This is a genomic window from Janthinobacterium aestuarii, from assembly GCF_046113285.1.
GTDB lineage: Bacteria > Pseudomonadota > Gammaproteobacteria > Burkholderiales > Burkholderiaceae_D > Janthinobacterium.
Window position 1 is genome coordinate 4,614,118 of sequence record NZ_CP142524.1, and the last position, 24,476, is coordinate 4,638,593.

The following is a 24,476-nucleotide window of genomic DNA, read 5'->3' on the forward strand; positions in this document are numbered from 1 at the left end:
ACCGTCACCAGGAAACCCGACATGACATTCCGTCCCGCCTTGCGTCCCATTTCGCTCGCCGTGCTGAGCCTGTTTGCCAGCCTCAGCTTCCAGGCCCACGCCGACGACCTGCGCCGCCCCTACATCGTGCAACTGACCGACAAACCGATCGCCTCCTACACCGGCTCGGTGGAAGGCCTGGGCGCCACCCAGCCTGCCGCCGGCGGCCGCCTCGACTTGGCCAGCGCGCAAGTGCAGCTGTATGGCGACTACCTTGAGCAGAAACAGGCCCGGGTACAAGCCCTCGTCGCCGCCGCGCCCGTGCAATACCAGTACAAGATCGTCCTCAACGGTTTCTCCGCCCTGCTGACGGACGCCGAAGTGCGCCAGCTGCAAGCGAGCGGCGAGGTGGCCAGCATCGCTCCCGACGAGCCGCGCGCCCTGCAGACGAACTATACGCCCACCTTCCTGGGCCTGGACCAGCCGGGCGGCCTGTGGAGCCAGCTGGGCGGCAAGCAGCATGCGGGCGAAGACATCATCATCGGCATCGTCGATGGCGGCGTGTGGCCGGAAAACCTGTCGTATGCGGACAAGGTCGACGCCAACGGCGCACCGACCTTCGATCCGAACGCCACCCTGGCCTACGGCGCTCCGCCAGCCGCCTGGAAAGGCAGCTGCCAGACGGGCGAAGGCTTTACGCAAGACCATTGCAACAACAAGCTGCTCGGCGCGCAGTATTTCAACGCCGTGCGCCTGACCGAGACGGACAAAATCCAGCACTGGAGCGAATACACCTCGCCGCGCGATTCCATCGGCGACCCGAATGGCGAAGGCGGCCACGGCACGCATACCTCATCCACCGCGGGCGGCAACGCGGGCGTGCCCGTCACCGTCGGCGGTTCGCCGCTGGGCGCCATTTCCGGCGTGGCGCCGCGCGCCCGCCTGTCCGTCTACAAGGTGTGCTGGTCGTACAACCTGGCCACCCAGCCGACCGGCGCGAAAAACGGCTGCTACGGCGGCGACAGCGTGGCGGCGATCGAAAAAGCCGTGCAGGACGGCGTACACGTGATCAATTACTCGATCAGCGGCGGCGGCACCGTCAACGACCCGGTCGAGCAAGCGTTCCTGCACGCGTCGAACGCGGGCGTCTTCGTTGCCGCGTCCGCCGGCAATGCGGGGCCAGCCAATACCGTGGCCCACGTCAGCCCATGGATCACCACCGTGGCCGCTTCGACGCACAACCGCGCCAACCAGGCCAAAGTGACTCTCAGCAACGGCGCCAGCTACACGGGCGCCTCGCTCAACTACAACCCGCTGCCCGCCACCACCCTGATCCGTGCCCAGGATGCGGGCTTGCCCGGCGCCGATGCGCAAAAACTGGCCCTGTGCTACCGCGCCGGCGACAACGGCGGCGTGGCCCTGCTGGACCCGGCCAAGGTGGCCGGCAAGGTCGTCAGCTGCCTGCGCGGCACCACGGCGCGTACCGACAAGGGCGTCGCCGTGCTCGAAGCGGGCGGCGCCGGCATGGTGCTGGTCGATACGGGCATCGGTCTGGTATCCGACCCGCACGTGCTGCCGGCCCTGCACGTGAGCGCCGCCGATGGCGCGCTGATCAATGCCCAGGCGCAAACGGGCACGGCCACGGCCGCCATCTCGCGTTTCGTCACCAACGGCAACGGCCCCGCCGCCCCCGTGGTGGCCGACTTCTCGTCGCGCGGCCCGAACCTGTACGACGCCAACCTGCTCAAGCCGGACGTCACGGCCCCTGGCGTGGACATTCTGGCCGGCGGCACGCCTGCCCTGTCGCGCGCCCAGCGCGACGCCGTGCAGGATGGCAGCCTGGTGCCGCCGCAAGCCTACATCTTCCTGCAAGGCACTTCGATGGCCAGCCCGCACGTGGCCGGCCTGGCCGCCCTGCTGCGCCAGCAGCACCCGGACTGGAGCCCGGCCGCCATCAAATCGGCCCTGATGACGACCGGCAGCACCACCCTGCCCGACGTTCAGGCGGGCGACGCGCGCGGCATCCTGCCTTGGGGCCAGGGCGCCGGCCACGTGACGCCGAACAAGGCGACCGATCCCGGCCTCGTGTATGACGCCAGCCTGGCCGACTACAAGAAATACATGTGCGGCGTCGGCATGACGGCCGAATGCGCGGGCGGCACCCTGGCCGGCTACAACCTGAACATGCCGTCCATCACCATCGGCAACGTGCTGGGCACGCAAACGGTGACGCGCCGCGTCACCAACGTGGGCAGCAGCAGCGCCACCTACACGGCCAGCGCTTCGGTCAGCGGCTACAGCGTGGCGGTTTCGCCTGCCACCCTGCTGCTCGCGCCCGGCGAAACCAAGTCCTTCACCGTGACCCTGACGCGCACCACGGCGCCGGACAATGCCTGGCAGTACGGCGCCCTCGTGTGGAGCGACGGCGTGCACACGGTGCGCAGCCCCGTCACGGCCCGCTCGGGCCGCGCGGTACAGTCGCCGGCATTGCTGCAGGCCGACAAGGTCAGCGGCCTGCGTTCGCTGACGCTGTCCACCGGCTTTGCCGGCAAGGTGGGCGCGGCGACGGGCGGCCTGAAGGAAGTGGCGCGCAGCGAGCAAACCATCAGCCAGGCCGCGCCGGGCAGCGTCGACACGCTGGAACAGATGGCTGCCGCGTGCAAGGCGGGCGGCAGCGGCGTGCGCGCGGTCAATGTCAGCATTCCCGCCAGCACCGTCGTGGCGCGCTTCGAAATATTCGACCGCGACACGACCGAGGGCGCCGGCAATGACCTCGACCTGCTGCTGCTCAACAGTACCGGCGCAACCGTCGCCACCTCGGCCACGGCCGGTTCGAACGAGTCCATCACCTTGACCACCCCGGCGGCGGGCAGCTACAAGGTGTGCGTGATCGGCTACGAAGTGGCAAATGGCGTGTCGACCGGCTTCGGCCTGTCGTCGGCCGTCGTCACGACAGCCGACAAGGGCGGCAACCTGAAAGCCACCCTGCCCAGCAAGGTGTACGTGGGCGGCAGCGCCACGGCCGGCGTCAGCTGGTCGGGACTGGAAACGGGCAAGCGCTACCTGGGCGGCGTAGTCTTCCTTGATGGCAACAATGCGGCCGCGTCCACCACCGTGCTGTCGGTGGAGACCAACAACCCGCTGCCGCTGGCCGTTCCCAGCCAGCGCAACGTGAAGGTGGATGCCAAGCTGTAACGGTGTCGCTCCAGGCAATAACACGGCGCGCCCTGCGGGGCGCGTTTTTTATACGCGACGCGCGTACAATCGGCGCATGGGCGCCATGCGCCAAGGGAGCTTGCATGTCCGCATTTCGCCTCAGTATTGCCATCCTGGCCAGCGTCCATGCGCTGCCTGTCGCGGCGCAGGCCGCCGCGGCGCGGCTATCGTATCTGGTGCAATTGCGCGCCCCGCCGCTGGCCTCGCAGGCGGACGGCATGCATGGGCTCGATACGAACAGCGACGCCGCGCGGCGCTACACGGCCCAGCTCGAAGCGCAGCAGCGCGCCGTGCTGGCGCTGGTACCCGATGCTCCCGTGCAATATCGCTATACGACGGCCTTCAATGGTTTTGCCGCCATGCTGACGCTGGACGAAGTGGCGCGCCTGCAAGCGAGCCCCGACGTGGCGCGGGTGTCGCCCGGCAGCATCGAACACACGCAGGATGGCGGCGGCAACGGCAAGAATACAATACAGGATCAGCGTTAATGGCTGAGCAGACGCAGCGCGATGCCGCGCAAGACGGCTTGCGTGCGGTTGCTCACGCCCAATAATTTATAGATGCGCTGCAAATGGCTTTTCACGGTGGTGCCGCTGATGCCGAGGATTTGCCCCACCTCGTCATTGCTCTTCCCCTCGCGCACCCAATGCAGTACTTCCAGCTCGCGCGCACTGGCCGCGCGCGTGGCGCCCGGCCCGGCCAGGGGCGCACGTGTACTGCCTGGCAGCGCCAGCCAGTGCAGGTGCAGGTAGGGCAGCAGCAATTCCAGCGCGTATGCCTGGCGTGCCGCGTCCACGGTTCCCATGGCGAACAGGGCAAAAAAGCTGCCGCCCCCCTCACCCACGCTGCCGTGCACCAGCACGCCGTCGATGACGCCCGCCCTTTGTCCGCCCGCGCGCCAGACCAGCGCCAGGCGCGCCAGCTGGCCGTGGCGCTCGCGCAGCTGCGCGTGATCAGGCACGATGCTGTGCCAGGCTTCGCTGCGCAGCACGGCCCCGTCGGCGCCCAGCTGCGCGCACATTAATAAGTCGTGCGGCAACAGCGTTTGCAACGGCCCCTGGCTCCACAGAAAGAAATCGCCGGACTCGGCGATGCCATGCGCGCCGAGTATGGCGTGCAGCAGGTATTCCTGCTCCCGCCCCGTCAGCAGCATCATGCGCGCACGGCGGCGTTGGCGGCATCGGCGGCCAGGTAACGGTAGCCGCTGCCGCGCACGGTTTCGATGCGGTGGCCGCAGCCGCCCGGCTGCAGCGCGTGGCGCAAGCGCCCAACGTGGGCATCGACCGTGCGTTCGTCAAGATACGCCGCATGGCCCCACACCTGGTCCAGCAGGTGCGCGCGGCTATGCACGCGTCCGGGATGGTCCATGAGGAAATGCAGCAGCTTGAATTCCACGCGGCCCAGGCTGACGGGCACGCTGCCGGCCGTCACGCGCTGGGTATGCGGGTCGAGCCGCAAGACGCTGGCGCCGGCCGTGTTTGCGCCTGGGCGCCAGGCCGATGGGGTGCGCCGGCGCAGCAGCGCGTGCACGCGGGCCAGCATTTCACGGGGACCGAAAGGCTTGCACAGATAGTCGTCGGCGCCGCTTTCCAGCGCCAGCACCTTGTCCTGTTCGCTGTCGCGCGCGCTCACCATGATGATGGGCAGGTCGCACAGCTGGCCATCCTGGCGCACCTGGCGCAGCAGCGCGATGCCGGACGCATCCGGCAGCTCCCATTCCAGCAGCAGCACGTCGGGCGCATCCACGGCCATCAGCGCCTGCGCGCCGCGCGCGTCCGGGGCGCAGCTGACCCGGTAGCCGGCACCTTCAAGGTTATGCAGCAACAAGGCTTGCATGGCGGGCGCGGGATCGAGCAGCAAAATATGACGGCGCATGATGCATCCTTCCGAAAAAGTTGGCGGCCCTCCATGAAAAACTAGACGGCCCGACAAGTTTTTGACTATGCATCAAGCGTAAAACGCTGACCAATACAATTTAGTTTCCTGATTTATAGCTATTGCGACTAAATAGGCGAAGCACAGCGGCCCGCAGGCGCGCTGTGTTCCGACTGGAAAAACTAGGCGCGCGTGACAGGCTGGCGGCGGCGCAAGGCAAAACCGATCAGTGCCAGGCCGCCCGTCAGCATCATCCACTCCGACGCTTCCGGCACGGCCGAGATCGACGCGATGCTCGCATACGTGCTGCCGGCGATGCTCGCCGGAATGCCCCCATTGAGCGGCGTCAATTCGAATTGCACGAGGTTGCCGTTCGCATTGCCCAGGTAGGACGTGCCGGTGTAGTCGAGCAAGCCCACGCCAAACGTCGTGCCCGCGTTGCCGGCCGTGTTCAGGAAGTCGCCGCCGAAAACGACGTTGAAACCGAATTTGCCGCCCAGGGTCACGTTGTGAAACCAGTCGTTGTAGGCGCCACTATTGCCGAAGGTCAAGGTGCCGGGCAAGCTGCCGCTGACGTTGCCTTCCTGCGATGCCAGCGCGCCGAACGCGCCCGAGAAATTGCTGAGGGTGGCTGTCGCGCCCGGCGCCGGGCTGTTGCCGGCGATAAAGGCGAAGTCGAGGAAACCGGCGCCCGAGAACTGGCTCGTGTCGATTTCCACGCGGTAGGCTAGCGGGTCCGCCAGCGCCAGGCTGCTGCTGCCAGCGAGCAAGGCGGCCAGCACGGCACGGCGCAGGGTAAGATTGAATTTCGTTGTCAACATGGTCAAGTCCTTAGAAGTTGCCGGCAAAAATGCTGGCCGAGTAATTGATCGTCACTTTCGACGGATTGGTGAAACTGACGGCGAACGAGGCCGTCGCACCGGGCGCCAGGCTGGCCGCGTTGACGGTGACATAGGCGGCGCCCGCATGGCTGCCCGTGGCATTGGCCAGGGTCACGCCGGCCGGCAAGCCGCCGAACACCACCTGGAACGGGCCGCTGATGGCCGCCGTGCCCGTGTTGGTGAACGAGAACGTGCCCGCGTACTTTTGCGTCGCGCGGTTGAACGTCAGTCCCGAGCTGGCTTGCGCCACGCCGGCCGTGATGTCGCGGTAGGCGGGCTGCAAGTCCAGGCTGATGACGACGGGGTCGTGGTCCGAGGCGCGGTAGGGCAAGGCGTTGTACAGGTCTTGCGGCTTGGCCGAGTCGATGTTGTAGTCGATCACTTCCGGCTCATCCGCATTCACATGCCACTCGGCCACGCCGGCCACTTGCGGACTCAGCGAAGCGCTGGCCAGGGCATGGTCGAGGTAGCCGCTCTGGCCGCCGAATACGTACGAGTACGGCATGCCGGACGGCCGCACGAAACGCTCGAGTTCATTGACGAATCCGGCGCCCGTGATGACCTGGATCGGGTCTTCCGCGCCATACGAATTCAAGTCGCCGATGACCAGCACGTCCGCGTCGCCGGCGGCGGCCGCCACCTGCGGCACGAAGCTGCCCACCAGGCGCTGGGCCTGCTGCACGCGGGTGGCGTTCCAGCAGCTCTGGCTATCGTTCTGGTCCGCGTCCAGCCCGCTCGACGGGCAGCTGCCCTTCGATTTCAGGTGGTTGACGACCAGCGAGAATTTCTCGCCGTTGGCGGCCTTGAACGTTTGCGCCATCGGCGGACGGTTGTTGATGGCGTTGGCGTCCGACAGGGCGCCGCCCACCAGGCCCAGCTTGGCAGGCTTGTAGATCATGGCCACGCGGATGGCGTCCGTACCCGTGGCGGCCGGCTTCGGCACCACGGCGTAGGTGACGCCGCCGATGGCCGCGTTCAGCTGCTCGACCAGGTAAGTGACGGCCGTTTCGCCATTGTTCTGGATTTCCATCAAGCCCACCACGTCCGCATCGATGGCTTTCAGTTCGGCCACGATCTTGTCGCGCTGGCGCACGAATTCGGCCAGGTTGTCGGCGCCGCGGCAGTTCGACTTGGTGGTCGACGCACCCACGGTGCAGCCCTGCCCCGTCTGGCCAAACACGTTATTGCCATTGGTAAAGGTCGTAAAGAAATTGAGCACGTTGGCGCTGGCCACCTTGACGTTACCGGATGGCAGTTCCGGGCTGCCCGTGCGCGGGTTGTCGCGCGAGAATTGCGGCGTCTGCGTCGGCTGCAATTTGTAGGCGGCGCCGCCACCGCCGATGGCACCGAAATCCACCACGCCCGTCAGGTCGGCCACCGTGTCGCCGCTGCGCACGGTGTTGTCCTGGCCGATATACGGTATCGTCGGCGGCGTGACGAAAATGCCATCATCGAGCACGATCAGGTTGTTCGCATTGGCGGCGATCAAGGCTTGCGCTTCGGCGGAGCCTGCCGGATAGCGGTTGGTCGGCACTTCGCGCCGTCCCGCCGACAGGGTCAGTTCGCCGCGCGCGCCCAGGTAGGCGTTTTGCGAGACGGTCAGCGGTTGCGTGAAACGCACCAGCATGCCTTCCACGGCAGCCAGGTTGTCGTTCGGCAAGGTCACATTCACCGGCACGATGCCGTGGCCCGCGCTTTGCGTGAGGATGGCCGTCACGTCCTTCAGTTCCGTATAGGAATTTTTCGCGCCCGACGGCGTGTATTCGAACACCGTGCCCGTCACGCGTACCAGCTCGCCCGGCTGCACGGTGATAACGGCCGCGCCCGTGTACACGAAGATGCCGTCCGAGGTCGACGGGTCGCCGTCGCCGGCCGCGTCCTGCATGAAGAAACCCGTGCCTACTTTCAGGGTGACGACGCCCTCGGTCGTCTGCACGGAATTGGCGTAGGGGCTGGCCGCACCGCTGCCCTGGATTTGCGGGATCGTGTGGCTGACGGCGGCCAGGCCTTGCACGGCCACGTCGACCTTGCATGACGCCGTTTGCTGCTGGTCGTTGCCGAACTGGACGACGACGGGATAATTGCCCACCGGCACGCCAGCGGCCACCAGCAGGTTCACGCTGGCGCTCTCGCCCGCCACGCCGGCCGCGCTGAAGTTGGCCAGGCTGATGCCGGCCACGGCCGGCGAGCTCAAGATAGCAGCATTCACCACGCCATCCACGTCGGACGCGCGCAGCACGGCGCTGCCGCCATTGCCCAGCGCCAGCGCCAGGCTGGCCGGGCAGCTGGTGATGATCTGGTGCACGACGGGGCCGCCGCAGACGTGGCGCTCGAAAGCCGTGTTGCGCGGCGTCACGCTGCCGGCGGTAAAGTCCACGCTGTTATCGTCCGTGTCGCCGCAGCCGCCATTCGCGCGCGCAATCGACAGGGTATTCGATGGCGCGGGCGCGACGGCGCCCTCAAAACCGTTGGCCGTGCCGAAACCGACGAGGTCGACGACGGCGGCGCCCGTGGGGCTGGTGCCCGTCTGGGCCGTCTTGTTATTACTCAGCAACACCTTGCCGGCCGTGCCGGACATGGCCAGGCTGCCCGAGGCATCCGGCGCGGGCAAGTCCTGCGTGCCGCCCGTCCCCTTGGCTTGCTGGACCAGCAAATACTGGCCCGGTTGCAAATCGATAGCCGGCAAGGCCGTCACGGCCCAGCTCGAACCGGCGGCGGACGCGTATTGCACGCTCCAGTTACTCAGGTTCACGGGGCTGGCGCCGCGGTTGAACAGTTCGATAAAATCGTTGCGATACAGCGCGCCGTTGTTGCCGCCACCGCCATACACCTGGCTGATGACAATATCGGAAGCCGCCAGGGCCGGCACGGACAGGCTGGCCAGCAGGGTAGCCATGACGGTCAGGCGCAGCGGCGTGCGCAAGGGGGAAAACGAGGTGTGCATGAGGATCCCGGTCGGTAAATAAGTGACGCCGGTCCCGCATGATGGGCCGGCGCGCCACAATTAACAAAAGTATTTCAGACTTGTTATTTGCATATTAAAGGCCGGGGATGACGACTTGATGACATTTGATTAAGCCGAATGGAGTAAAGCCTCGTCCGTCAGCTATTTCCGATGCCTGCTGAAACGTATTTTATGAACAACATATGGCACCGTGTGGCAAGTCAAAAAGACGCCGCCAGGAAAAATGTGATATATTTCAGGCAAATAAATTTTGTTCCTGACAACAACAACCAGCTTCGCAACAATGAGAGCAGGCCCCAGCCTCGCTTGCCTCTTGGGATGCACATCCGGCCATGCACACAAAGGTCGCATTACCGGTAGCAATATTAATCGCATCACGAACGGACAGCGCACGGCGCGACGCTCGCATGCATTCTGAAGAGATAGACCATGTTAAAACCACGCAAGCAATACTCCGTTTTCTGCGCCGCCATGGCGGCAGCCCTGTTCATGACGGCCGGATTGGCGCAGGCACAGACAGTTGCGGCACAGGCCAATGCGGACAGCAAGCGCTGCGAAGCGGGCAATGCGGATGGCGGCGGCAAGGGCGCCGAATTCAACCCCGACAGTTCAAGCAGCGCCTGCAGCCTGGCGAATGGTTTCGTCAACTTTGGCGCGCGCAGCAATGACGGCGTTGGCTCGACGCCCGAATTTGGTACCGGCGAGTCAGACCAGGTATTGCGCACGCCTGCATTTTCCGGCAATGGCCATCGTCTGGCCAACGCTCTGGGACAGCCTGCCGATGCAGGATACGGCGCCAATGCCAGCCTGCTGGCCAGCACCGGCCAGCACCATTTCGGCAGCCGCGATTTCGTGTATGCGCAGGAAGAACCAGCCATCGAGGGCCGTGGCTATCAAGCTGGCCGCAGCCTGCGTGCCGGCGACGTGTATGAACCGCTGCTGGTCTCGTCTGGCGGCGGCATCGCGCCGCCGGCCGGTGGCGGCGGTGTCGGCGGCGGAGGCGCCAGCGGCGGTTTCGACCGCAGCGGCGGCGGCGCGATCGGCACGGGCGGCAGTGGCGTCGTAGTGCCGCCGATTCCTCCCGTACCGGAACCGGAAACCTATGTGATGTTGCTGGCAGGCCTGGGACTGCTGAGCTGGATCGGCCGCCGCCGCAACGGCAAGGCATAAAAAAAATGGCTCATACGAGCCATTTTTTTTGCCTTCAATCACGCCAGCATGCCGTCAGCGGCGGAAGCTGGCGTAGGGCGCCGCCAGAGGATCGCCGATGAACAGCCCCTGCGCCGGCCAGGCGACGCTGCCCCAGTACGCTTCAAGCGCCGTCATGCCGCTCAGGTAGCGGCGCAGCAGCACCGTGGGGTTAGGAAATTTCTGCCAATAATTACAGGGCTCGCTGACGGTGCCGTAACTGGCGGTCGCGCCCGCTTCCAGCCAACGCTGGCTGCTCATCTGCGCCGTGCCCTGCAAATCGCCGCCAAACGACGTCAGGTGGTCGGCCAGAGCGCCCGGCAGAAAACGCAAGGTATCGAGCTTGTCCACCTTCGCCATGCCCGTCTGGTACACCATGATGTCCTGTGCGCCTTCCAGCACATCGGCCTTCATGTTCTTGATCGTCAGCTTGCGTTGGCGCACCACTCCGGCCGGTGGAAAAAATGCCGCGCGGCTGTTGCGCGCGCCTTCGCTCGTGTTCAGGTAATAGGCACTGGCGGCCGGCACGGCAAAACCGCTGGCCGTGCCGCGATCGACGACCGCCTTGGCCTCTTCGACAAAATCGATGGGCAGCAACATCGACAGACGCATGCCCAGCTGGCTGAATGGCTGGGCCGTATCGCTGTTGAAATAGGTACTGGGCTTGCCGGCGCCGCAGCTCTTCGAACACTGCCCGGCGTCATATCCCAAGGTAAAGGCCGAGGTGATGGAATTGCATTCGACCGCATACGGCGCGCTCCATACCATCAGCACCGCCTGGATACCTGGCTTCAGCTGGCCGTCGATGCGCTCCTTCAGTTGAGCGAACTGGTCCATGCTCAGCTTGCGCGGCCGGTTTGGAATATGCACATGCACGATATTGGCGGCAGGAATGGCATGCGCCTGGCGGTAATACTCCCCCACCTCGATACTGTTCGGTTCAGCATCATTGATGACGATGGCCAATTGTGACGGCTGCAAGCCGGGTGCGGCGCCATGGGCGCTACTGGCCAGCAATGCCAGCGACAGACAGAATGAAATACGCAATGGGGTACCGGGAAAAAATACACGTGCGATTGATCAAAACGGCCGTTTGCCGGCCGCCCATGGTGCCAACAATTATAGCCTTGAAAATAGCCGCGGAAGCGCTGCAAAAAAAAACGGAGGCCGAGGCCTCCGCTTTTCCGTTCACGCCACGGCCATCACGCCTGCTGCTTGCGGCGGCGCGCCATGAAACCCACAAGGCCCAGACCTGCCAGCAACATGGCATAGGTTTCCGGTTCCGGCACGGGATTGACGGACACGTTGCCGCTATAGCTGCCGCCGGCCGCCGAGGCCACGTAGCCATTCACTTCCAGGAAGTAGTCGCCGGCGCCCAGCGGCGCTGTGTTCGACGACAGGACCCAGGCCTGGTCCGCCGCCGTGAAGTTCAACAGGTCCAGCGTTCCTTGCAAGACGACGCCGCCGGCATTCTTCAGACTGAAACCCGTCAAGGTCAGGCCCGAGTTCAGGCTGGGCTTCAGGGAAGTGGCCAGGCCGCTAAAATCATTACTACCGGTCAAGGTGAACAGGAATTTGTCGCTGAAGAAATTGTGCTCGACGCCGGCCAACTGGCCCGGTGCCAGCGTAAACGAGCCGAACAGGTTGCTGCCCGAATAATCGAGCAAGTCCTGCGTCAGGTCGACAGGCGCGTGGCTGATGTCGACGGGGGCGGCTTGCGCGCCCAGGCTGCTGCCGGCCAGCATGATCGCCAGGAACAGGGATTTGAGAATTTTGTTCATACTTTTCACCAAGGAAACAGCGGCCGGCACAGGCTGGCCGCAAGATAAAAATGCGGAAGGAAAGCGGTGCAGCGGTGCTCAGGCAGACTTCTGGCGGCGGCGCGCCAGGAAGCCCAGCAGACCCAGGCCACCCAGCAGCATGCCGTAGCTTGCCGGTTCCGGCACAGCCGACACCAGACTGCCGTTGCCGCTGAAGGTGGCGCCCGCGCCCGAAACGAGGTTGCCGCTAACCTTGACGTAATAGGAACCGGCCGCCAGGTTGGCAAAAGACAAGGTCCACTTGTCATCCTTGCCCGTCAATACCTGCGCGCCCTGCAACAGGCTGTGATTGGCGCTGTCGTACAGGCCCAGGCCCGTCAGGTTCAAGCCATTCGCCGCGCTCGTGCTGGTCGACGTGACCACCAGGCTCACATTGCTGAACTGTGCCACGTTGAACGTGAAGTGGTCGTTGAAAAAGTTGTCTTTATTGCCGGATTTAAACTTGTCGCCAAAGGTCAGCGATCCGCCATTCGCCAGCGTCACGGCCGTCGGCACGGAGCTGATGTCGACAACGGCGGCGGCTGCTGCCTGGGAAAACAGGGCGGCACCGGCAAATGCCACGGTGGCCACAGCTGAGCAAATATGTTTCTTCATGCGATTCCACCAAACGTAATTGCAGACAATAAATTGCCTACGGGAATTGAATTAATTTAACCAAGGAGAATAGTATCATAAAGCAATTTATTTGATTATTCTTTTTTTAATAAATAGTTTCTTTATAGCATCAAATTCGGATGCCGGCTTGTTACCGTGGCGTGCGCAAACATAGTAAAGATATAATCAGTACCAACGACAACAGGAGGGGAAGACGTGGTGAATGTATGACAACCTGGACAGCATTAAAGGCAGACACGTATCGGCTATTCGGTCGCAGCAGCTGGCCCTTGACCTTCAAGGAAATCTTGCGCAGTAGAACCTTCCGTGTCGTCGCCACCGCCCGCCTCTGCCAGGCGGTATCGCAGGCGCGCGGCCTGTGGCCCGTATTTCTTCCATTCTGCAAGCTCGTGCATCGTTATGCGGCCAGCCAGGCGGGGGTGGATTTCCCTTGGAGGGCGCAGATAGGCCCCGGATTTGCCCTCACGCATGGCTGGGGCATGGTGATGAGCCCGGGTGCCGTCATCGGCCGCAATGTCACGCTGTTCCATGGTGTCACGCTGGGCCGTCGCGACCGCATTGCCAGGGATGGCCAGCGCGTCACCGGCTACCCGACCCTGGAAGATGAGGTGTGGGTCGGCCCGCACGCCATCATCACGGGCGGCATCACCATCGGGCGCGGCAGCCGCATCGGAGGCGGCGCCGTCGTCACGGAAGACATCCCGCCGTATTCCATCGTGGTGGGCAACCCTGGCAAGGTCGTCAAGAGCGGCTGCACGCCGGACGTAATGCACCGCGTGCCCTGAGCCTCAGGCGCGCTGGTAGGCATCGGCATAGCGCACGATATCGTCCTCTCCCAGATAACTGCCGGTCTGCACCTCGATCAGGTGCAGCGGCAGCTTGCCGGGGTTTTCCAGGCGATGCGTCATACCGATGGGAATGTAGGTGGATTCGTTTTCCGTCAGTAATTTGACAGTCTCGCCACAGGTGACCCGGGCCGTGCCGCGCACGACTACCCAATGCTCGGCGCGGTGATGGTGCATCTGCAGCGACAGTTGCCCGCCGGGATTGACGACGATGCGCTTGACCTGGAAGCGCTCGCCCATATCGATGCCTTCGTAGCTGCCCCAGGGCCGGTACACGAGGCGGTGCTGGACGTGTTCCGTGCGCGCATGCCGCTCCAGGTGCTCGACCACCTGCCGCACGCGCTGCACCTGGTCGCGGTGCGCCACCAGCACGGCGTCATCGGTCTCGACGATCACCAGGTCATCCACCCCGAGTACCGCCAGCATGCGGCTGCCGGCACGCACCAGGCAATTGTGCACGCCATCGAGATAGGTATCGCCGCGCACGACATTGCCATGCTCGTCGCCGGGCAAGGCTTGCCACAAGGCCGACCAGGAACCGATATCGCTCCAGCCGATGGCGGCCGGCACGACCACGGCCCGCTGCGTGTGTTCCATCACTGCATGGTCGATCGAAACGCTGCGGCAGCGGGCAAAGGCGGCAGGATCGAGGCGAAAAAAGTCGAGGTCGCGGCAGCCGTGCGCGACGGCCAGCTCGCAGTCCCCCAGCATGGCAGGTTCCAGCATCCGCAACTCGCCGAGACAGGCGGCGGCGCGCAACAGGAACATGCCGCTGTTCCACAGGTAACGGTCATCGGAAAGAAATGCGCGGGCTGTGGGCAAGTCCGGTTTTTCCACGAAGCGCTCGACCTGCCGTCCTTGCGCCGAACCAGGCAGGGAGGCGCCGGCAAGGATATAGCCGTAGCCCGTCTCGGCGGCGGTCGGCAAGATGCCGAAGGTGGCCAGCGCGCCCGCGTCGGCCAGCGGCGCGGCTTGCGCGATCGCCTGGTGAAACGCGGCCACGTCGCCGACCAGATGGTCGGCCGGCATGATCAGCATCAGGGCATCGGCATCGTGCGCCAGCAGATATTGCGCGGCGACCGCCATGGCCGGTGCCGTGTTGCGTCCCAGCGGCTCCAGCAGAATGGCCAGCGGCGCGACGCCGACCTGGCGCAGCTGTTCAGCCACCATGAAACGGTGCTCATTGCCGCACACCAGCAGCGGCGGCATGACCGCCAGCCCGACATCGCCCAGGTCCCGCACGCGCAACACGGTTTCCTGCAGCAGCGTCTGGCTTGATACCAGCGGCAACAATTGCTTGGGCAGCGCCTGGCGCGACAGCGGCCATAGACGGCTACCGGAGCCTCCCGACAAGATCACTGGATAGATGTTCATGTCGGGGCTCCTGGTTATTTGACTGCGCGCAGTTGCGTGGACATCTCGGCACGCCGGCGGTTGCGCCGGTCGCGCGCATTGGCCCAGGCATCGGGCTCATACTGCGATGCGTGCCGCATCTCGCCGGCCCGGTCGACGCTGTAATCCTTGAAGACGATCATTTCATCGAGCACCACGCCGGGCAGCACGCGCGTGTACTCGAACAGCACGCTGCGCACCACTTCGGCGCCCGCGCACACGTGACTGCCGTGGCCGATCCACGTCGGCCCGATGATCGTCGCGCCCGCCTCGATGCGGCTGCCCGAACCGATGTAGACGGGGCCTTCGATGCGCGTGCCGCCACTCCAGTCGATGCTGGTATTCAAGCCGACCCACAGGCCGTCGTCGATCTGGATACCGGGCACGTCCAGCTGGGCCACTTCCCCCATCAGCACGCTTTGCAGCACTTCCCAGTAATCCTTGACGCTGCCGATATCGATCCAGTTGTAGTTGCGTTTTTGCGCATAGAAAGGCAATCCCTTCTCGACCAGCAAGGGGAACAGTTCCGAGCCGATATCGAACGGCCGGTCACTGGGAATCAGTTCCAGCACTTCGGGTTCGAAAATATAGATGCCCGTGCTGACGCAATTGGACAACGCATCGGCCTGCGCCGGTTTTTCCTGGAAGGCGCGGATACGGCCGTCGGCATCGCTGACCACCACGCCATAGCTCGACACCTTGTCCCACGGCACTTCGAGCGTGATGACGGACGCCAGCGCGCCCTTGCGGCGGTGTTCGAACAGGGCAGACTTGATGTCGAGGTCGATCAAGGCATCGCCGCACAGCACGATGGTGGTTTCATCGAAAAAGTTACCGAATTCCTGGATCTTCTTCATGCCGCCTGCCGACCCCAGCGGCTCGGGCACGACTTCGCCTGCGTCATTCGTGTAACCTTCGAAGGAATAGCCGATCTGCACGCCGAACTGGTGCCCCTCGCCGAAATACTCCTCGATTTTTTCATGCAGATAGCTGACATTGACCATGATTTCGGTAATGCCGTAACGGGACAGATGCTCGACCAGGTAAGCCATCACCGGCTTGCCCAGGATGGGTATCATCGGTTTCGGTAAATCATAGGTCAGAGGGCGCACGCGAGTGCCCTTGCCTGCAGCCAGTATCATTGCTTTCATCGTCGATCGCTTTCCATCGTTGTTTGGGGTGGATGCGGCGCCCGGCCGGCGTATCGCCAGCCATCGGCCATCTTGCAAGCGCATGGGCGGCGCTATCCATGTCCGCCCTGTGCGCCCGTCCAATCCTCTTTCAGCCTATCCCTTGCCTGCCGCTGCCTATGCCAGTTCCTGGTCCAGTTGCGCCACGATGCGCTGCGCGGCCTGTCCATCCCACAGATACGGACGGCGGCCCTGCTTGCCTTCGCCGCGCAGCACCTTGCGCGCCTCGGCCACGATGCGCAGCGGATCCGTGCCAGCCAGGACATTGCTGCCCTCGTCGACGGTGACGGGACGCTCCGTGGTCTCGCGTATCGTGATGCAGGGCACGCCCAGCGCCGTGGTTTCTTCCTGCAAGCCGCCGCTGTCGGTCAACACCAGCGCCGCATCCTTCCACAGGTCGAGGAAGGCCATGTAGCTTTGCGGCCCCACCAGCGTGATGTTCGGCCCCAGGTCGATGCCAAACTTGTCGAGGTTGGCGCGCGTACGCGGATGCACGGGAAAGATCAGGGGTAGTTCTGCGGCGATCTCGACCAGCGCGCCAGCCACCTTGCGCATGTCTTCGGCGCTGTCGACATTGCTCGGACGATGCAGGGTCACCACGCCATAGCGGGCTCCAGCGCCGCTGTGCGCCGCCTTGAAGGCCGACGCCTCGAATTGCCGCGGCGATTCGCGGCCCAGCTTTTCAGCCTGGTACAGCACGTTGTCGACCATTACGTGACCCACGTAATGCACGGCGGCATCCGGCTTGCCTTCGCGCCGCAAATGCTCGACGGCGCTCGGCTCGGTAACGAAGAACCAGTCCGAGATACTGTCCGTCACGAGACGGTTGATCTCTTCCGGCATGCCCATGTCGCCGCTGCGCAGGCCGGCCTCCACGTGTGCCACGGGAATGCCGAGCTTTTTCGCCGCGATGGAGCAAGCCAGCGTGGAATTGACGTCGCCCACCACCAGCACGGCGGCAGGCCGTTCGGCCTTGCATAGCTGTTCGAAGGCCAGCATGATCTTTCCCGTCTGTTCCGCGTGCGTGCCGCCGCCTGCCGCCATGAAGACGTCCGGTTCGGGAATGCCCAACTCTTCGAAAAACACGTCGTTCATCTCGCGGTCATAGTGCTGGCCCGTGTGGATGATCTTGAATGCCAGGCGCGCATGGCCTTGCAACGCGCGCACGATAGGCGCGATCTTCATGAAATTGGGCCGTGCGCCGGCCACCAGGTAGACCGTCTTCATGATGCCTCCCCCTGTGCCACTGGCCAGTAGCGGTCCACCAGTTCGCGCGTATTGCGGATATTGCCGCGGCTGGAGGCGCCAAAGACGATGGATTCGATGTTCGGCTGCTGGCACACCCATTCGATCGCTTCTTCGGGAGCGATCGCGCCCGAGGCGAAGACGGACATGGCGATCGCGCGGAACTTGCGGTCGCGCAAGGCGCTCTGGTAGGCATCGAAGCCGCCGGACATGCGGAAGCCCACCTTGTTGATGTTCGAGCAGACGATGGGGTTGTCGATGCCCTGCTCTTCGAGCACGTCGAGCAGCATCGGCAGGTTCATCGTGATGAAGCCGGGCTCGGCGTTGTAGCGCTTGCGCACGTGGTTGGCGAAGATCGAGAAGGCGTCCTTGAAGCCCAGGCCCAGCAGCAGGTCGACCACCACGTTCTGCAGGAAGATCACGGGCGTATTCAGGCCGGCAAACATCTTCATTTCCGCATCCACCAGCAGGGTAATGATGCCTTCGATATCCTTGGTCGCCAATGCCTTGCCGCCACGCAGGGCGGCATTCAGGAAGCCTTCATCGGGCGTAAAACGCTTGAGCGCGCCCATGATGCCGTCTTCCGTGACGGCATTCGCATATTTGTGGGCATACGGCATGCAAGGCATGAATTTGAAGTCCTTGTAGCGCACCGGGTCGGCACGCATGTGATCGCACACCTGTGCGATACGGTCATGGGTCGTGCACATGAAGGATTTCACCCCTTCATCGTAGGCATTATCGAGCACCTTGATAACGGCCTTGATATCCTGGAAACGCATGGCCTGGGCCCGCGCTTTTTCCTCCGACATATGATTCACACCGAAGAACTGATTATCACCAAATAACAAACGATCGAGTTGATCCATTTCCTGCTCCATTCATATTTCGTATCGAAATCCTGCTGCGCGGCATGTCAGCGGCCAAAAAAGAAACCTTTTTTCTTTTTCGACTGTTCTGGCAAGGCATCGCCGGACAGCACGCCAGGACCTTTTTCCGCGTCGGCGATCAGCATCGAGATCACGCGGTCGGTCGCCAGCGCCGAGGCGAACGAGTTGACATTGTCGTCCGCGCGCTTGTCGACGATGCAACGGACGAAGTAATCGAGCTGGGCCGAGTATTCCTCGCCGCGCAGGTAAAAGTCGACCGGTTCCGTCAATTCCGTGGTATTGCGCACGGTCCAGCCTTCGCCATAGCCTTCCGGTGCGCCGCTGGCGTCGCGCAGGTAGACCTGGACTTCCTGGCGGTCGGCGGTGATGCGGCCATTCTTGCCCCACACGCTGATCTTCGTCGACATCTTGCGGTAGGATTCGTCGCTCCAGTTGACGGACAGCTGGGCGCTCTTGCCATCGGCGTAATACAGGGTGGAAAACACTTCATCGTCCGTGTCAGCGGAGAAAATCTTGTTGAGTACGGAGCCGCCCACGCCGCGCGGCGCGCCGAAATACCAGTTCAGCAGGTTCAGCGGATGGGCCGCATAGTCATACAGGCAACCGCCGCCTTCCGAACGCTGGGTACGCCAGGTGGAGCCTTTCGGCTTCAGCACTACCGGGCCATAGGCCTCGGCCAGCATATGCGTCACTTCACCGATCACACCCAGGTCCAGCAGGCGCTTGACCTCCTGGAAGGCGCCGACGAAGCGGTAGTGGTAGCCGACCTGGTTGACCAGGCCTTTTTCCGCCGCCAGGCGGGTCGCCTGCTCGCCTTCCTCGGTATCGAGGCAGAAAGGCTTTTCGCAAAACACATGAATATTCTTGTTCAGCGCGGCCAGCACCATCTTGCCGTGCATGCTGGACGGCGTCGCGATGATCACGGCATCGAGTTCCTGTTCATTGAGCATGAGGTCGAAGTCCGTATAGGTCTTGACGCCCGTATATTTACCCAGGATGTCGAGCATGTAGCCGGTGGCGTCGCAGACGGCCGCCAGCGTGACACCGGGATGTGCATTGATCATCGAGTGATGGGACAAGCCCATCTTGCCCAAGCCTACTACTGCGAGGCGTATCATATTGTCCTGTCCTTTAGCGCTGCCGGGACGCTGACGGCCCGTGCCGCCATCGTCCCGTATGTTGTTAATCAAATTTAGCCGTTGACGAGCTGCCGCTTGACCAGGTCATACGCGGCGCGGCCCTTTTCCAGCAAGCTGCGATTCGGTGGTTGCTGCGTGGCGCTGTCCAGGTAGGCCAGCGCCTGCGCAGCCGTCAGGTCGGGCCGGTGTTCGAAGGCACCTACCTCCAGCAGGTGGCGGTCGACGTCGAGCAAGGCATCCTGGTAAACGGAGATGGTGGGAATGCCCAGCACGGCCATCTCGCGCGTCATGGTGCCACCGGCGCCGATGAACAGGTCGCAATCGGGCGCGATATCGGCGATGTCGAGGGCAGTGGTGACCACGCGCACGCCAGCAAACTTGGGATCCTGGTAATGCACGCCCTGCTCTTTTCCTCGCGGCAATAACACGATATCGACCCGGTCTTTCATACCCAACAGCAACTCATCAAGGAAGTTGCGGCTGCCCTTGTAATATTGGGCCGTCCATGGTTCCGGACGGATATACACCACGTGCCGCGCGCGCCCTGCCCGCTGCTGCACTCCCTTGGCGCCGAGGCGCTGATCAAGTTCCCACAGGTAAATCCCTTCCTTGACGCCCGGATAATGCAAGACCTTGCGCGGATTGGCCCACTGCTTCTTGAGTTTTTCCATACCGAGAAACTCCGGCACCATGATGCGGTTGGCAAACAAGAACGCCGGGATATTGCCTGCCGCATGCTCGTTATCGTTCATGTAGATGGAGCGGATGCCCATCAGGCGTGCCGCCACCGGCGAATGGAAAGAGCTCTGCGAGATCGCCACGTCAATTTTCTTGCCGCTCAAAAAGCGGCACAGCTGGTAGACGCGCACGGGGAAACCAAACAGCTTGGCCGACAGCTGGCCGCCGTAATGCTTGCCCACCACCGTGTACTTAAAGCCATGCAAGTCGAGCAGCTCGACCGTATTGGCCAGCGGCCGGCACGTGATCACGACCTCGTGTTCGCGTTCCAGTTCGCGGATCATGGCCGCAAACATATTGATGTGCGGCGAGTTGGTCAGTTCAAACCAGATACGCATGAATTACCCTTGCAACAATGAAAAAAGATGCCGCGCTGCTGCGCGGCGCCGGCCCTTACAGGCGCCAGACCTTGATGCCTGCCTCTTCCAGCGCCTGCTGGTCGAAACACGCCTTGACGTCGATGAAGCAGCCGCTCTTGATCAGCTTGCGTTGCAACTCTTCCACCGGCAGGTCGAGCAATTGCTGATGCGATACGGCCGCCACGATCGCGTCGGCGCGCGGCAGTTCTTCCCAGCTGAACAGGCGCACGCCATACTCGTGCATCGCCTCTTCCTGTTCCGCATATGGATCGTGCACGAATACTTCCACGCCGTAGGTTTTCAGTTCGCGGATGACGTCGCCCACCTTGGAATTGCGCAGGTCGGCGCAGTTTTCCTTGAACGTCAGGCCCAGCACGTTGACGCGGGCGCCCTTGATGTAGCTGCCCGAGGCGATCATGTTCTTGATGGTCTGCTCGGCGATATACTTGCCCATGCCATCGTTGATGCGGCGCCCGGCCAGAATCACCTGCGGGTGATAGCCGAGCATTTCCGCCTTGTGCGTCAGGTAGTACGGGTCGACCCCGATGCAATGGCCACCCACGAGGCCCGGCGAGAACTTCAGGAAATTCCACTTGGTGCCGGCCGCCTTCAGCACTTCCGACGTATCGATGCCGATTTTGTCAAAAATGATCGCCAACTCGTTCATCAGCGCGATATTCAGATCGCGCTGGGTGTTTTCGATCACCTTGCAGGCCTCCGCCGCCTTGATGCTGGAGCAGCGGTGCACACCCGGCTCGACGATGCTTTCATACATGGTGGCAACGCGTTCGAGCGTCTGCGGCGTATCGCCCGAGACCACTTTGATGACATTCGTCAACATATGCTTGCGGTCGCCCGGATTGATACGCTCGGGGGAATAGCCGACAAAAAAGTCCTGCTTCCACTTCAAGCCGGAGACCTCTTCCAGCACGGGGATGCACACCTCTTCGGTCGCGCCCGGATACACGGTCGATTCATAGACGACGATGGCGCCCTTTTTCAGGTACTGGCCCACCGTGCGGCTGGCGCCGATCAAGGGCGAGAAGTCCGGATTATGGGCCTGGTCGACGGGGGTCGGCACGGCCACGATGATAATATCGGCCTCGGCCAGTATTTGCGGCTCGGACGAATACTCGGCCTGCACGGCCGCGGCCATTTGCTGGTCGCTCAGTTCGCGCGAGGGATCCGTGCCGCGCTGGCAAGACTGAACTTTCTCGACGGAAATATCAAAGCCAATGGTACGCCCCAGCTTGCCAAACTCCACGACCAAGGGCAGGCCTACGTAGCCCAGGCCAATCACTGCAATTGTTGTCATAACAAAACCTTCAAAAAATTCAATATTTGCCAGGCAGATACCTGGCCATCCTGACAGCGGCATTACGCTCCAGCAGCAAGCCTATCCATCACCTGGCTACGGCGCCGCCGGTCCTTCCAGCTCCCGGTAAAGGCTGGCCAGCTGAGCCATTACCACTTGCGTACTAAAACGCTCGGCGACGGTGGCACGCGCCTGCTCTCCGATGCGGCGGCGCAGCGTGATATCCGTCAATAAACGGCTAAATGCCGCGGCAAGCGCCTCAACATCGCCCGGCGGCACCAGCAAGCCATTGACCTGGTCATAGACGGCTTCGGGAATTCCACCGACCGGTGTCACGACTATCGCCTTGCCAGTGGCCATCGCTTCCAACATCGACATAGGCAAGCCCTCGTCGTGCGATGGCAGGGTAAATACCGCCGCGCGGGCCAATTGCTCGTCGCGTTCCTGCGTGCCAATCCAGCCGAGAATGCTCACATGCGCGCCGATCTGCAAGCGCTCTACCGTCAGCGCGATCTCCTGGAGGTCGCCGTCACCGCCGATCACCAGCATGACTTCAGGATACTCCTGCTTCAGCAGCGCAATAGCGTCGAGCAATTCAAAGATGCCTTTGCGCTTTTCGGCCCTTCCCAGAAACAGAATGCGTCCCGCCTCTTCCCGCGCCGGCTCCTGCAGCACCGGCATGGAGACCGAATTGGCCACCACCCGCAGGCGGGCCGTCGGCGCCAGTTCACGCAAGAAACCGCTCCAGCTTTCCGACAGGGTCACCACCATGGAACTGCTGGCCAGAGTGCGGCGTATCCACCAGCGGGCCAGCGGGCCCGATTCGACATTCGCAAACTGCCGAAATTCGGCGCCATGCAAATGAAAGATCGTCTTGCGGCCCAACAGCCTCGCCGTGAGCAATATCAATGATTTCCGGTAAAAGCTGGCGCGCGACGCAGAATGCACATGCACGATGGCCGGACGCTGCGTCAGACACAGCCAGGCTACCGTGCACACGGCGCCAATGGCCGTGCCCAGCTTGCGCACGCCCCCCCCTTGCGCATGCGTGGCGATATAGCGCACCGCGTTCTCTTTAAAAAAACCTTGTTGTTGCAGCACAGCGACAACGGTGGCGATGCCGCCCTTTCCGCCAGGATGGGTGCCTACCATCAGTACCTTGCATCCAGCCTTCATCCAGCCCCCAAATTTTTTATCCAGTACATGTCGGACTACGACAACCATTGCATTTTTTTTATTCTCACATATTCCCGTAGCGCGCACGCGATACATTTTGCACCACAGCAAAACTGTTATTGTTGTGCTTATAAAGAGTGACTATTGTACAACAAAAATACTTCTTTAAAATTAACTTTTTCAATCGAATCGCGGAACGCGACATCTTTGCCTGGATACGTCAGAATGCGTACAGCAGTCAAAAAAATATTGTATTATGAATAATTGTCATGCCATGCACGGAAGAATCACAGGTTCGGCGTGCAGACTAGCAACACCCGACCCGAGACACGCAATTAGCTGCACATACGGGGACAGCGTTCCCGTGCGGCGCAAGAATAGAGAGTACAAGAATGACTTTAGCGTTGCGCTACAAATTGATCGACCTTGCACGCGGCACCGATTCGATCGGCTTGCTCAAGACACTGCGCCACTGGCAATACGATGACCATACCACCATGCAGGCCAGGGAGCGCAGTCAGCTCAATGACTACTTTGATGCAATGCGGCACGCCCTGCCCCTATTCCGCGACGTCAGCCATTTTGAAGCGCTGCCCGTGCTGGACAAGCGTTTTATCAATACCCATCGCGAACAACTGATCAACCCCCACTACAAGGGCAAGGTCGTGCGCAAGAAAACAGGTGGCTCCACGGGCGAACCGCTGGTGTACTACACAGGCAATGAAGCCCAGTCCTACCTGTGGGCCGGCATTTTCCTCGCCTGGGAAGCGGCCGGCTACCAGTTGGGCGACAAGGTGGCTTTTCTTGCCGGCTCCTCCCTGTTTGGCACCGGTTACAAACAGCGCATCTACTACCGCTTGCTGAATGTCAGCGTCCTGTCCGCGTTCGACATGTCGCCAGCACGCATGGATGAATATGATGCTAACCTGAGCCAGGGCGGCTTCCGGCTGCTGTACGGCTATGCCTCGGCCGTCCACCGGTTGGCCCGGCACAGGCTGGCATCTGGCCAGCGCCTGCACCACGTGCTACGCGGCATTGTGTGTACGGCAGAAGTACTGACGCCGGCCATGCGGGCCGATATCGAAGCCGCCTTTGGCGTGCCATGCTACAGCCAGTATGGCTGCAACGAAGCTGGGGTTTCAGCCTTCGAATGCGAGCACCGTGACGGCTTCCACCTAATCTCGTCGCGTAGCCACGCGGAAATCTTGCCTGATGGGCGGCTGATCTCGACGGACATGGCAAATCGCGCGATGTTTCTGCCGCGCTGCGATACGGGGGATCTGGTGCGCATGTCAAGCCGGCTGTGCGCGTGCGGCCGCAGCCTGCCACTGATCGATGAAGTCGGCGGGCGGCAGAACGACATGGTGGTCGACCCGCACGGCGCGGCCGTCCATTCAGAATTTTTCACCCACCTTTTCCGCGAAGACCCCCATATTCACGCGTTTCAAGTGGTGTTCGACGAGCAGCGCCTGGAAATCAACCTGCATGGCACAGCGAATGGCAGGCAGGCGCTCGACGACGAGTATCGCCGACGCATCGGCGCATCGCTGGCATTTGAGCAGCTGGACTTCATTCACAACGCGCCCTTCCTGGTGCAGGCGAACGGCAAGCACCGCTTCGTGATCCGGCGTCCCGCTGCCTGAAGTAA

20 protein-coding genes are annotated in these 24,476 nt (G+C 62.7%); 5 read left to right on the forward strand and 15 right to left on the reverse strand.

Translation table 11 applies throughout. The annotated features are described in order from the left end of the window. Positions 1-21: 21 nt before the first annotated feature. Positions 22-3,174: a S8 family peptidase gene (locus OX462_RS20685; protein WP_409026957.1), complete on the forward strand. Its 3,153-nt coding sequence runs from the start codon at positions 22-24 to the stop codon at positions 3,172-3,174. A gap of 104 nt (positions 3,175-3,278) precedes the next feature. Further along, a complete protein-coding gene (locus OX462_RS20690) occupies positions 3,279-3,683 on the forward strand; it encodes a protease inhibitor I9 family protein (protein ID WP_121668781.1) in 405 nt (134 codons plus the stop codon). Here the strand turns inward: OX462_RS20690 and OX462_RS20695 are convergent. From OX462_RS20695 to OX462_RS20710, 4 genes are all read right to left on the reverse strand, one after another. Beyond that, positions 3,680-4,351, reverse strand: coding sequence for a LuxR C-terminal-related transcriptional regulator (locus tag OX462_RS20695; protein ID WP_409026958.1), 672 nt, complete (start codon positions 4,349-4,351; stop codon positions 3,680-3,682). The two genes, OX462_RS20690 and OX462_RS20695, sit on opposite strands and share 4 nt — an antisense overlap. Next, positions 4,348-5,070 carry a winged helix-turn-helix domain-containing protein gene (locus OX462_RS20700; RefSeq protein ID WP_409026959.1) on the reverse strand — a complete coding sequence of 241 codons (723 nt, stop codon included), beginning with the start codon at positions 5,068-5,070 and terminating at the stop codon, positions 4,348-4,350. Before OX462_RS20700 ends, OX462_RS20695 begins: the two co-directional genes overlap by 4 nt. Before the next feature lie 182 nt (positions 5,071-5,252). Continuing rightward, entirely contained in the window at positions 5,253-5,891 is a 639-nt protein-coding gene (locus OX462_RS20705; protein WP_070223466.1) for an NF038129 family PEP-CTERM protein, read from the reverse strand. Positions 5,892-5,901: 10 nt separating this feature from the next. Then, complete coding sequence (locus tag OX462_RS20710; RefSeq protein WP_409026960.1) at positions 5,902-8,895, reverse strand: ExeM/NucH family extracellular endonuclease; 2,994 nt, start codon at positions 8,893-8,895, stop codon at positions 5,902-5,904. A gap of 450 nt (positions 8,896-9,345) precedes the next feature. On the opposite strand from OX462_RS20710, the gene OX462_RS20715 reads away from it, so the two are divergent. Then, a complete protein-coding gene (locus OX462_RS20715; protein ID WP_070289618.1) occupies positions 9,346-10,086 on the forward strand; it encodes a PEP-CTERM sorting domain-containing protein in 741 nt (246 codons plus the stop codon). Positions 10,087-10,140: 54 nt separating this feature from the next. Here OX462_RS20715 and OX462_RS20720 read toward each other — a convergent pair whose 3' ends face one another. From OX462_RS20720 to OX462_RS20730, 3 genes are all read right to left on the reverse strand, one after another. After that, positions 10,141-11,151: a TIGR03790 family protein gene (locus OX462_RS20720; protein WP_256267282.1), complete on the reverse strand. Its 1,011-nt coding sequence runs from the start codon at positions 11,149-11,151 to the stop codon at positions 10,141-10,143. Positions 11,152-11,306: 155 nt separating this feature from the next. Then, the gene (locus tag OX462_RS20725) at positions 11,307-11,885 is read right to left on the reverse strand and encodes an FxDxF family PEP-CTERM protein (protein WP_070312101.1); all 579 of its coding nucleotides are present in this window, start codon (positions 11,883-11,885) and stop codon (positions 11,307-11,309) included. Between the two features lie 78 nt (positions 11,886-11,963). Next, positions 11,964-12,518 carry an FxDxF family PEP-CTERM protein gene (locus tag OX462_RS20730; RefSeq protein ID WP_070289617.1) on the reverse strand — a complete coding sequence of 185 codons (555 nt, stop codon included), beginning with the start codon at positions 12,516-12,518 and terminating at the stop codon, positions 11,964-11,966. A 227-nt stretch (positions 12,519-12,745) separates the two neighbouring features. On the opposite strand from OX462_RS20730, the gene OX462_RS20735 reads away from it, so the two are divergent. Next, positions 12,746-13,324, forward strand: coding sequence for a serine acetyltransferase (locus tag OX462_RS20735; protein WP_070224569.1), 579 nt, complete (start codon positions 12,746-12,748; stop codon positions 13,322-13,324). Between the two features lie 3 nt (positions 13,325-13,327). On the opposite strand, the gene OX462_RS20740 is transcribed toward OX462_RS20735, so the two are convergent. From OX462_RS20740 to OX462_RS20775, 8 genes are all read right to left on the reverse strand, one after another. Then, positions 13,328-14,758, reverse strand: a complete 1,431-nt coding sequence (locus OX462_RS20740) for a mannose-1-phosphate guanylyltransferase/mannose-6-phosphate isomerase (protein ID WP_070312100.1) — start codon at positions 14,756-14,758, stop codon at positions 13,328-13,330. Between the two features lie 14 nt (positions 14,759-14,772). Continuing rightward, the gene (locus OX462_RS20745; RefSeq protein ID WP_070224571.1) at positions 14,773-15,927 is read right to left on the reverse strand and encodes a nucleotidyltransferase family protein; all 1,155 of its coding nucleotides are present in this window, start codon (positions 15,925-15,927) and stop codon (positions 14,773-14,775) included. 156 nt (positions 15,928-16,083) lie between these two features. Continuing rightward, on the reverse strand, positions 16,084-17,193 hold the full coding sequence (wecB, locus tag OX462_RS20750) for a non-hydrolyzing UDP-N-acetylglucosamine 2-epimerase (protein ID WP_070224572.1): 1,110 nt from the start codon (positions 17,191-17,193) through the stop codon (positions 16,084-16,086). Further along, on the reverse strand, positions 17,190-18,080 hold the full coding sequence (locus tag OX462_RS20755) for a hypothetical protein (RefSeq protein ID WP_070224573.1): 891 nt from the start codon (positions 18,078-18,080) through the stop codon (positions 17,190-17,192). Before OX462_RS20755 ends, wecB begins: the two co-directional genes overlap by 4 nt. Positions 18,081-18,127: 47 nt before the next feature. Continuing rightward, positions 18,128-19,219, reverse strand: a complete 1,092-nt coding sequence (locus OX462_RS20760) for a Gfo/Idh/MocA family protein (RefSeq protein ID WP_409026961.1) — start codon at positions 19,217-19,219, stop codon at positions 18,128-18,130. 74 nt (positions 19,220-19,293) lie between these two features. Next, a complete protein-coding gene (locus tag OX462_RS20765) occupies positions 19,294-20,316 on the reverse strand; it encodes a DUF354 domain-containing protein (RefSeq protein ID WP_070224575.1) in 1,023 nt (340 codons plus the stop codon). Positions 20,317-20,371: 55 nt separating this feature from the next. After that, complete coding sequence (locus OX462_RS20770) at positions 20,372-21,652, reverse strand: nucleotide sugar dehydrogenase (RefSeq protein ID WP_070224576.1); 1,281 nt, start codon at positions 21,650-21,652, stop codon at positions 20,372-20,374. Between the two features lie 96 nt (positions 21,653-21,748). Then, positions 21,749-22,876: a glycosyltransferase family 4 protein gene (locus tag OX462_RS20775; protein WP_227742127.1), complete on the reverse strand. Its 1,128-nt coding sequence runs from the start codon at positions 22,874-22,876 to the stop codon at positions 21,749-21,751. Between the two features lie 356 nt (positions 22,877-23,232). Here OX462_RS20775 and OX462_RS20780 point away from each other — a divergent pair, with 356 nt between their 5' ends. Beyond that, entirely contained in the window at positions 23,233-24,471 is a 1,239-nt protein-coding gene (locus OX462_RS20780; protein ID WP_070224578.1) for a phenylacetate--CoA ligase family protein, read from the forward strand. The last annotated feature ends 5 nt before the right edge of the window (positions 24,472-24,476 follow it).

Bases quoted from the DNA above. Each gene is read 5' to 3' on its own strand.
- OX462_RS20700 (WP_409026959.1), bottom strand. From the start codon at position 5,070: ATGCGCCGTCATATTTTGCTGCTCGATCCCGCGCCCGCCATGCAAGCC.
- OX462_RS20685 (WP_409026957.1), top strand. From the start codon at position 22: ATGACATTCCGTCCCGCCTTGCGTCCCATTTCGCTCGCCGTGCTGAGC.
- OX462_RS20730 (WP_070289617.1), bottom strand. From the start codon at position 12,518: ATGAAGAAACATATTTGCTCAGCTGTGGCCACCGTGGCATTTGCCGGT.
- wecB (WP_070224572.1), bottom strand. From the start codon at position 17,193: ATGAAGACGGTCTACCTGGTGGCCGGCGCACGGCCCAATTTCATGAAG.
- OX462_RS20710 (WP_409026960.1), bottom strand. From the start codon at position 8,895: ATGCACACCTCGTTTTCCCCCTTGCGCACGCCGCTGCGCCTGACCGTC.
- OX462_RS20735 (WP_070224569.1), top strand. From the start codon at position 12,746: ATGACAACCTGGACAGCATTAAAGGCAGACACGTATCGGCTATTCGGT.
- OX462_RS20695 (WP_409026958.1), bottom strand. From the start codon at position 4,351: ATGATGCTGCTGACGGGGCGGGAGCAGGAATACCTGCTGCACGCCATA.
- OX462_RS20740 (WP_070312100.1), bottom strand. From the start codon at position 14,758: ATGAACATCTATCCAGTGATCTTGTCGGGAGGCTCCGGTAGCCGTCTA.
- OX462_RS20715 (WP_070289618.1), top strand. From the start codon at position 9,346: ATGTTAAAACCACGCAAGCAATACTCCGTTTTCTGCGCCGCCATGGCG.
- OX462_RS20760 (WP_409026961.1), bottom strand. From the start codon at position 19,219: ATGATACGCCTCGCAGTAGTAGGCTTGGGCAAGATGGGCTTGTCCCAT.
- OX462_RS20765 (WP_070224575.1), bottom strand. From the start codon at position 20,316: ATGCGTATCTGGTTTGAACTGACCAACTCGCCGCACATCAATATGTTT.
- OX462_RS20755 (WP_070224573.1), bottom strand. From the start codon at position 18,080: ATGGATCAACTCGATCGTTTGTTATTTGGTGATAATCAGTTCTTCGGT.
- OX462_RS20725 (WP_070312101.1), bottom strand. From the start codon at position 11,885: ATGAACAAAATTCTCAAATCCCTGTTCCTGGCGATCATGCTGGCCGGC.
- OX462_RS20705 (WP_070223466.1), bottom strand. From the start codon at position 5,891: ATGTTGACAACGAAATTCAATCTTACCCTGCGCCGTGCCGTGCTGGCC.
- OX462_RS20770 (WP_070224576.1), bottom strand. From the start codon at position 21,652: ATGACAACAATTGCAGTGATTGGCCTGGGCTACGTAGGCCTGCCCTTG.
- OX462_RS20690 (WP_121668781.1), top strand. From the start codon at position 3,279: ATGTCCGCATTTCGCCTCAGTATTGCCATCCTGGCCAGCGTCCATGCG.
- OX462_RS20775 (WP_227742127.1), bottom strand. From the start codon at position 22,876: ATGGTTGTCGTAGTCCGACATGTACTGGATAAAAAATTTGGGGGCTGG.
- OX462_RS20745 (WP_070224571.1), bottom strand. From the start codon at position 15,927: ATGAAAGCAATGATACTGGCTGCAGGCAAGGGCACTCGCGTGCGCCCT.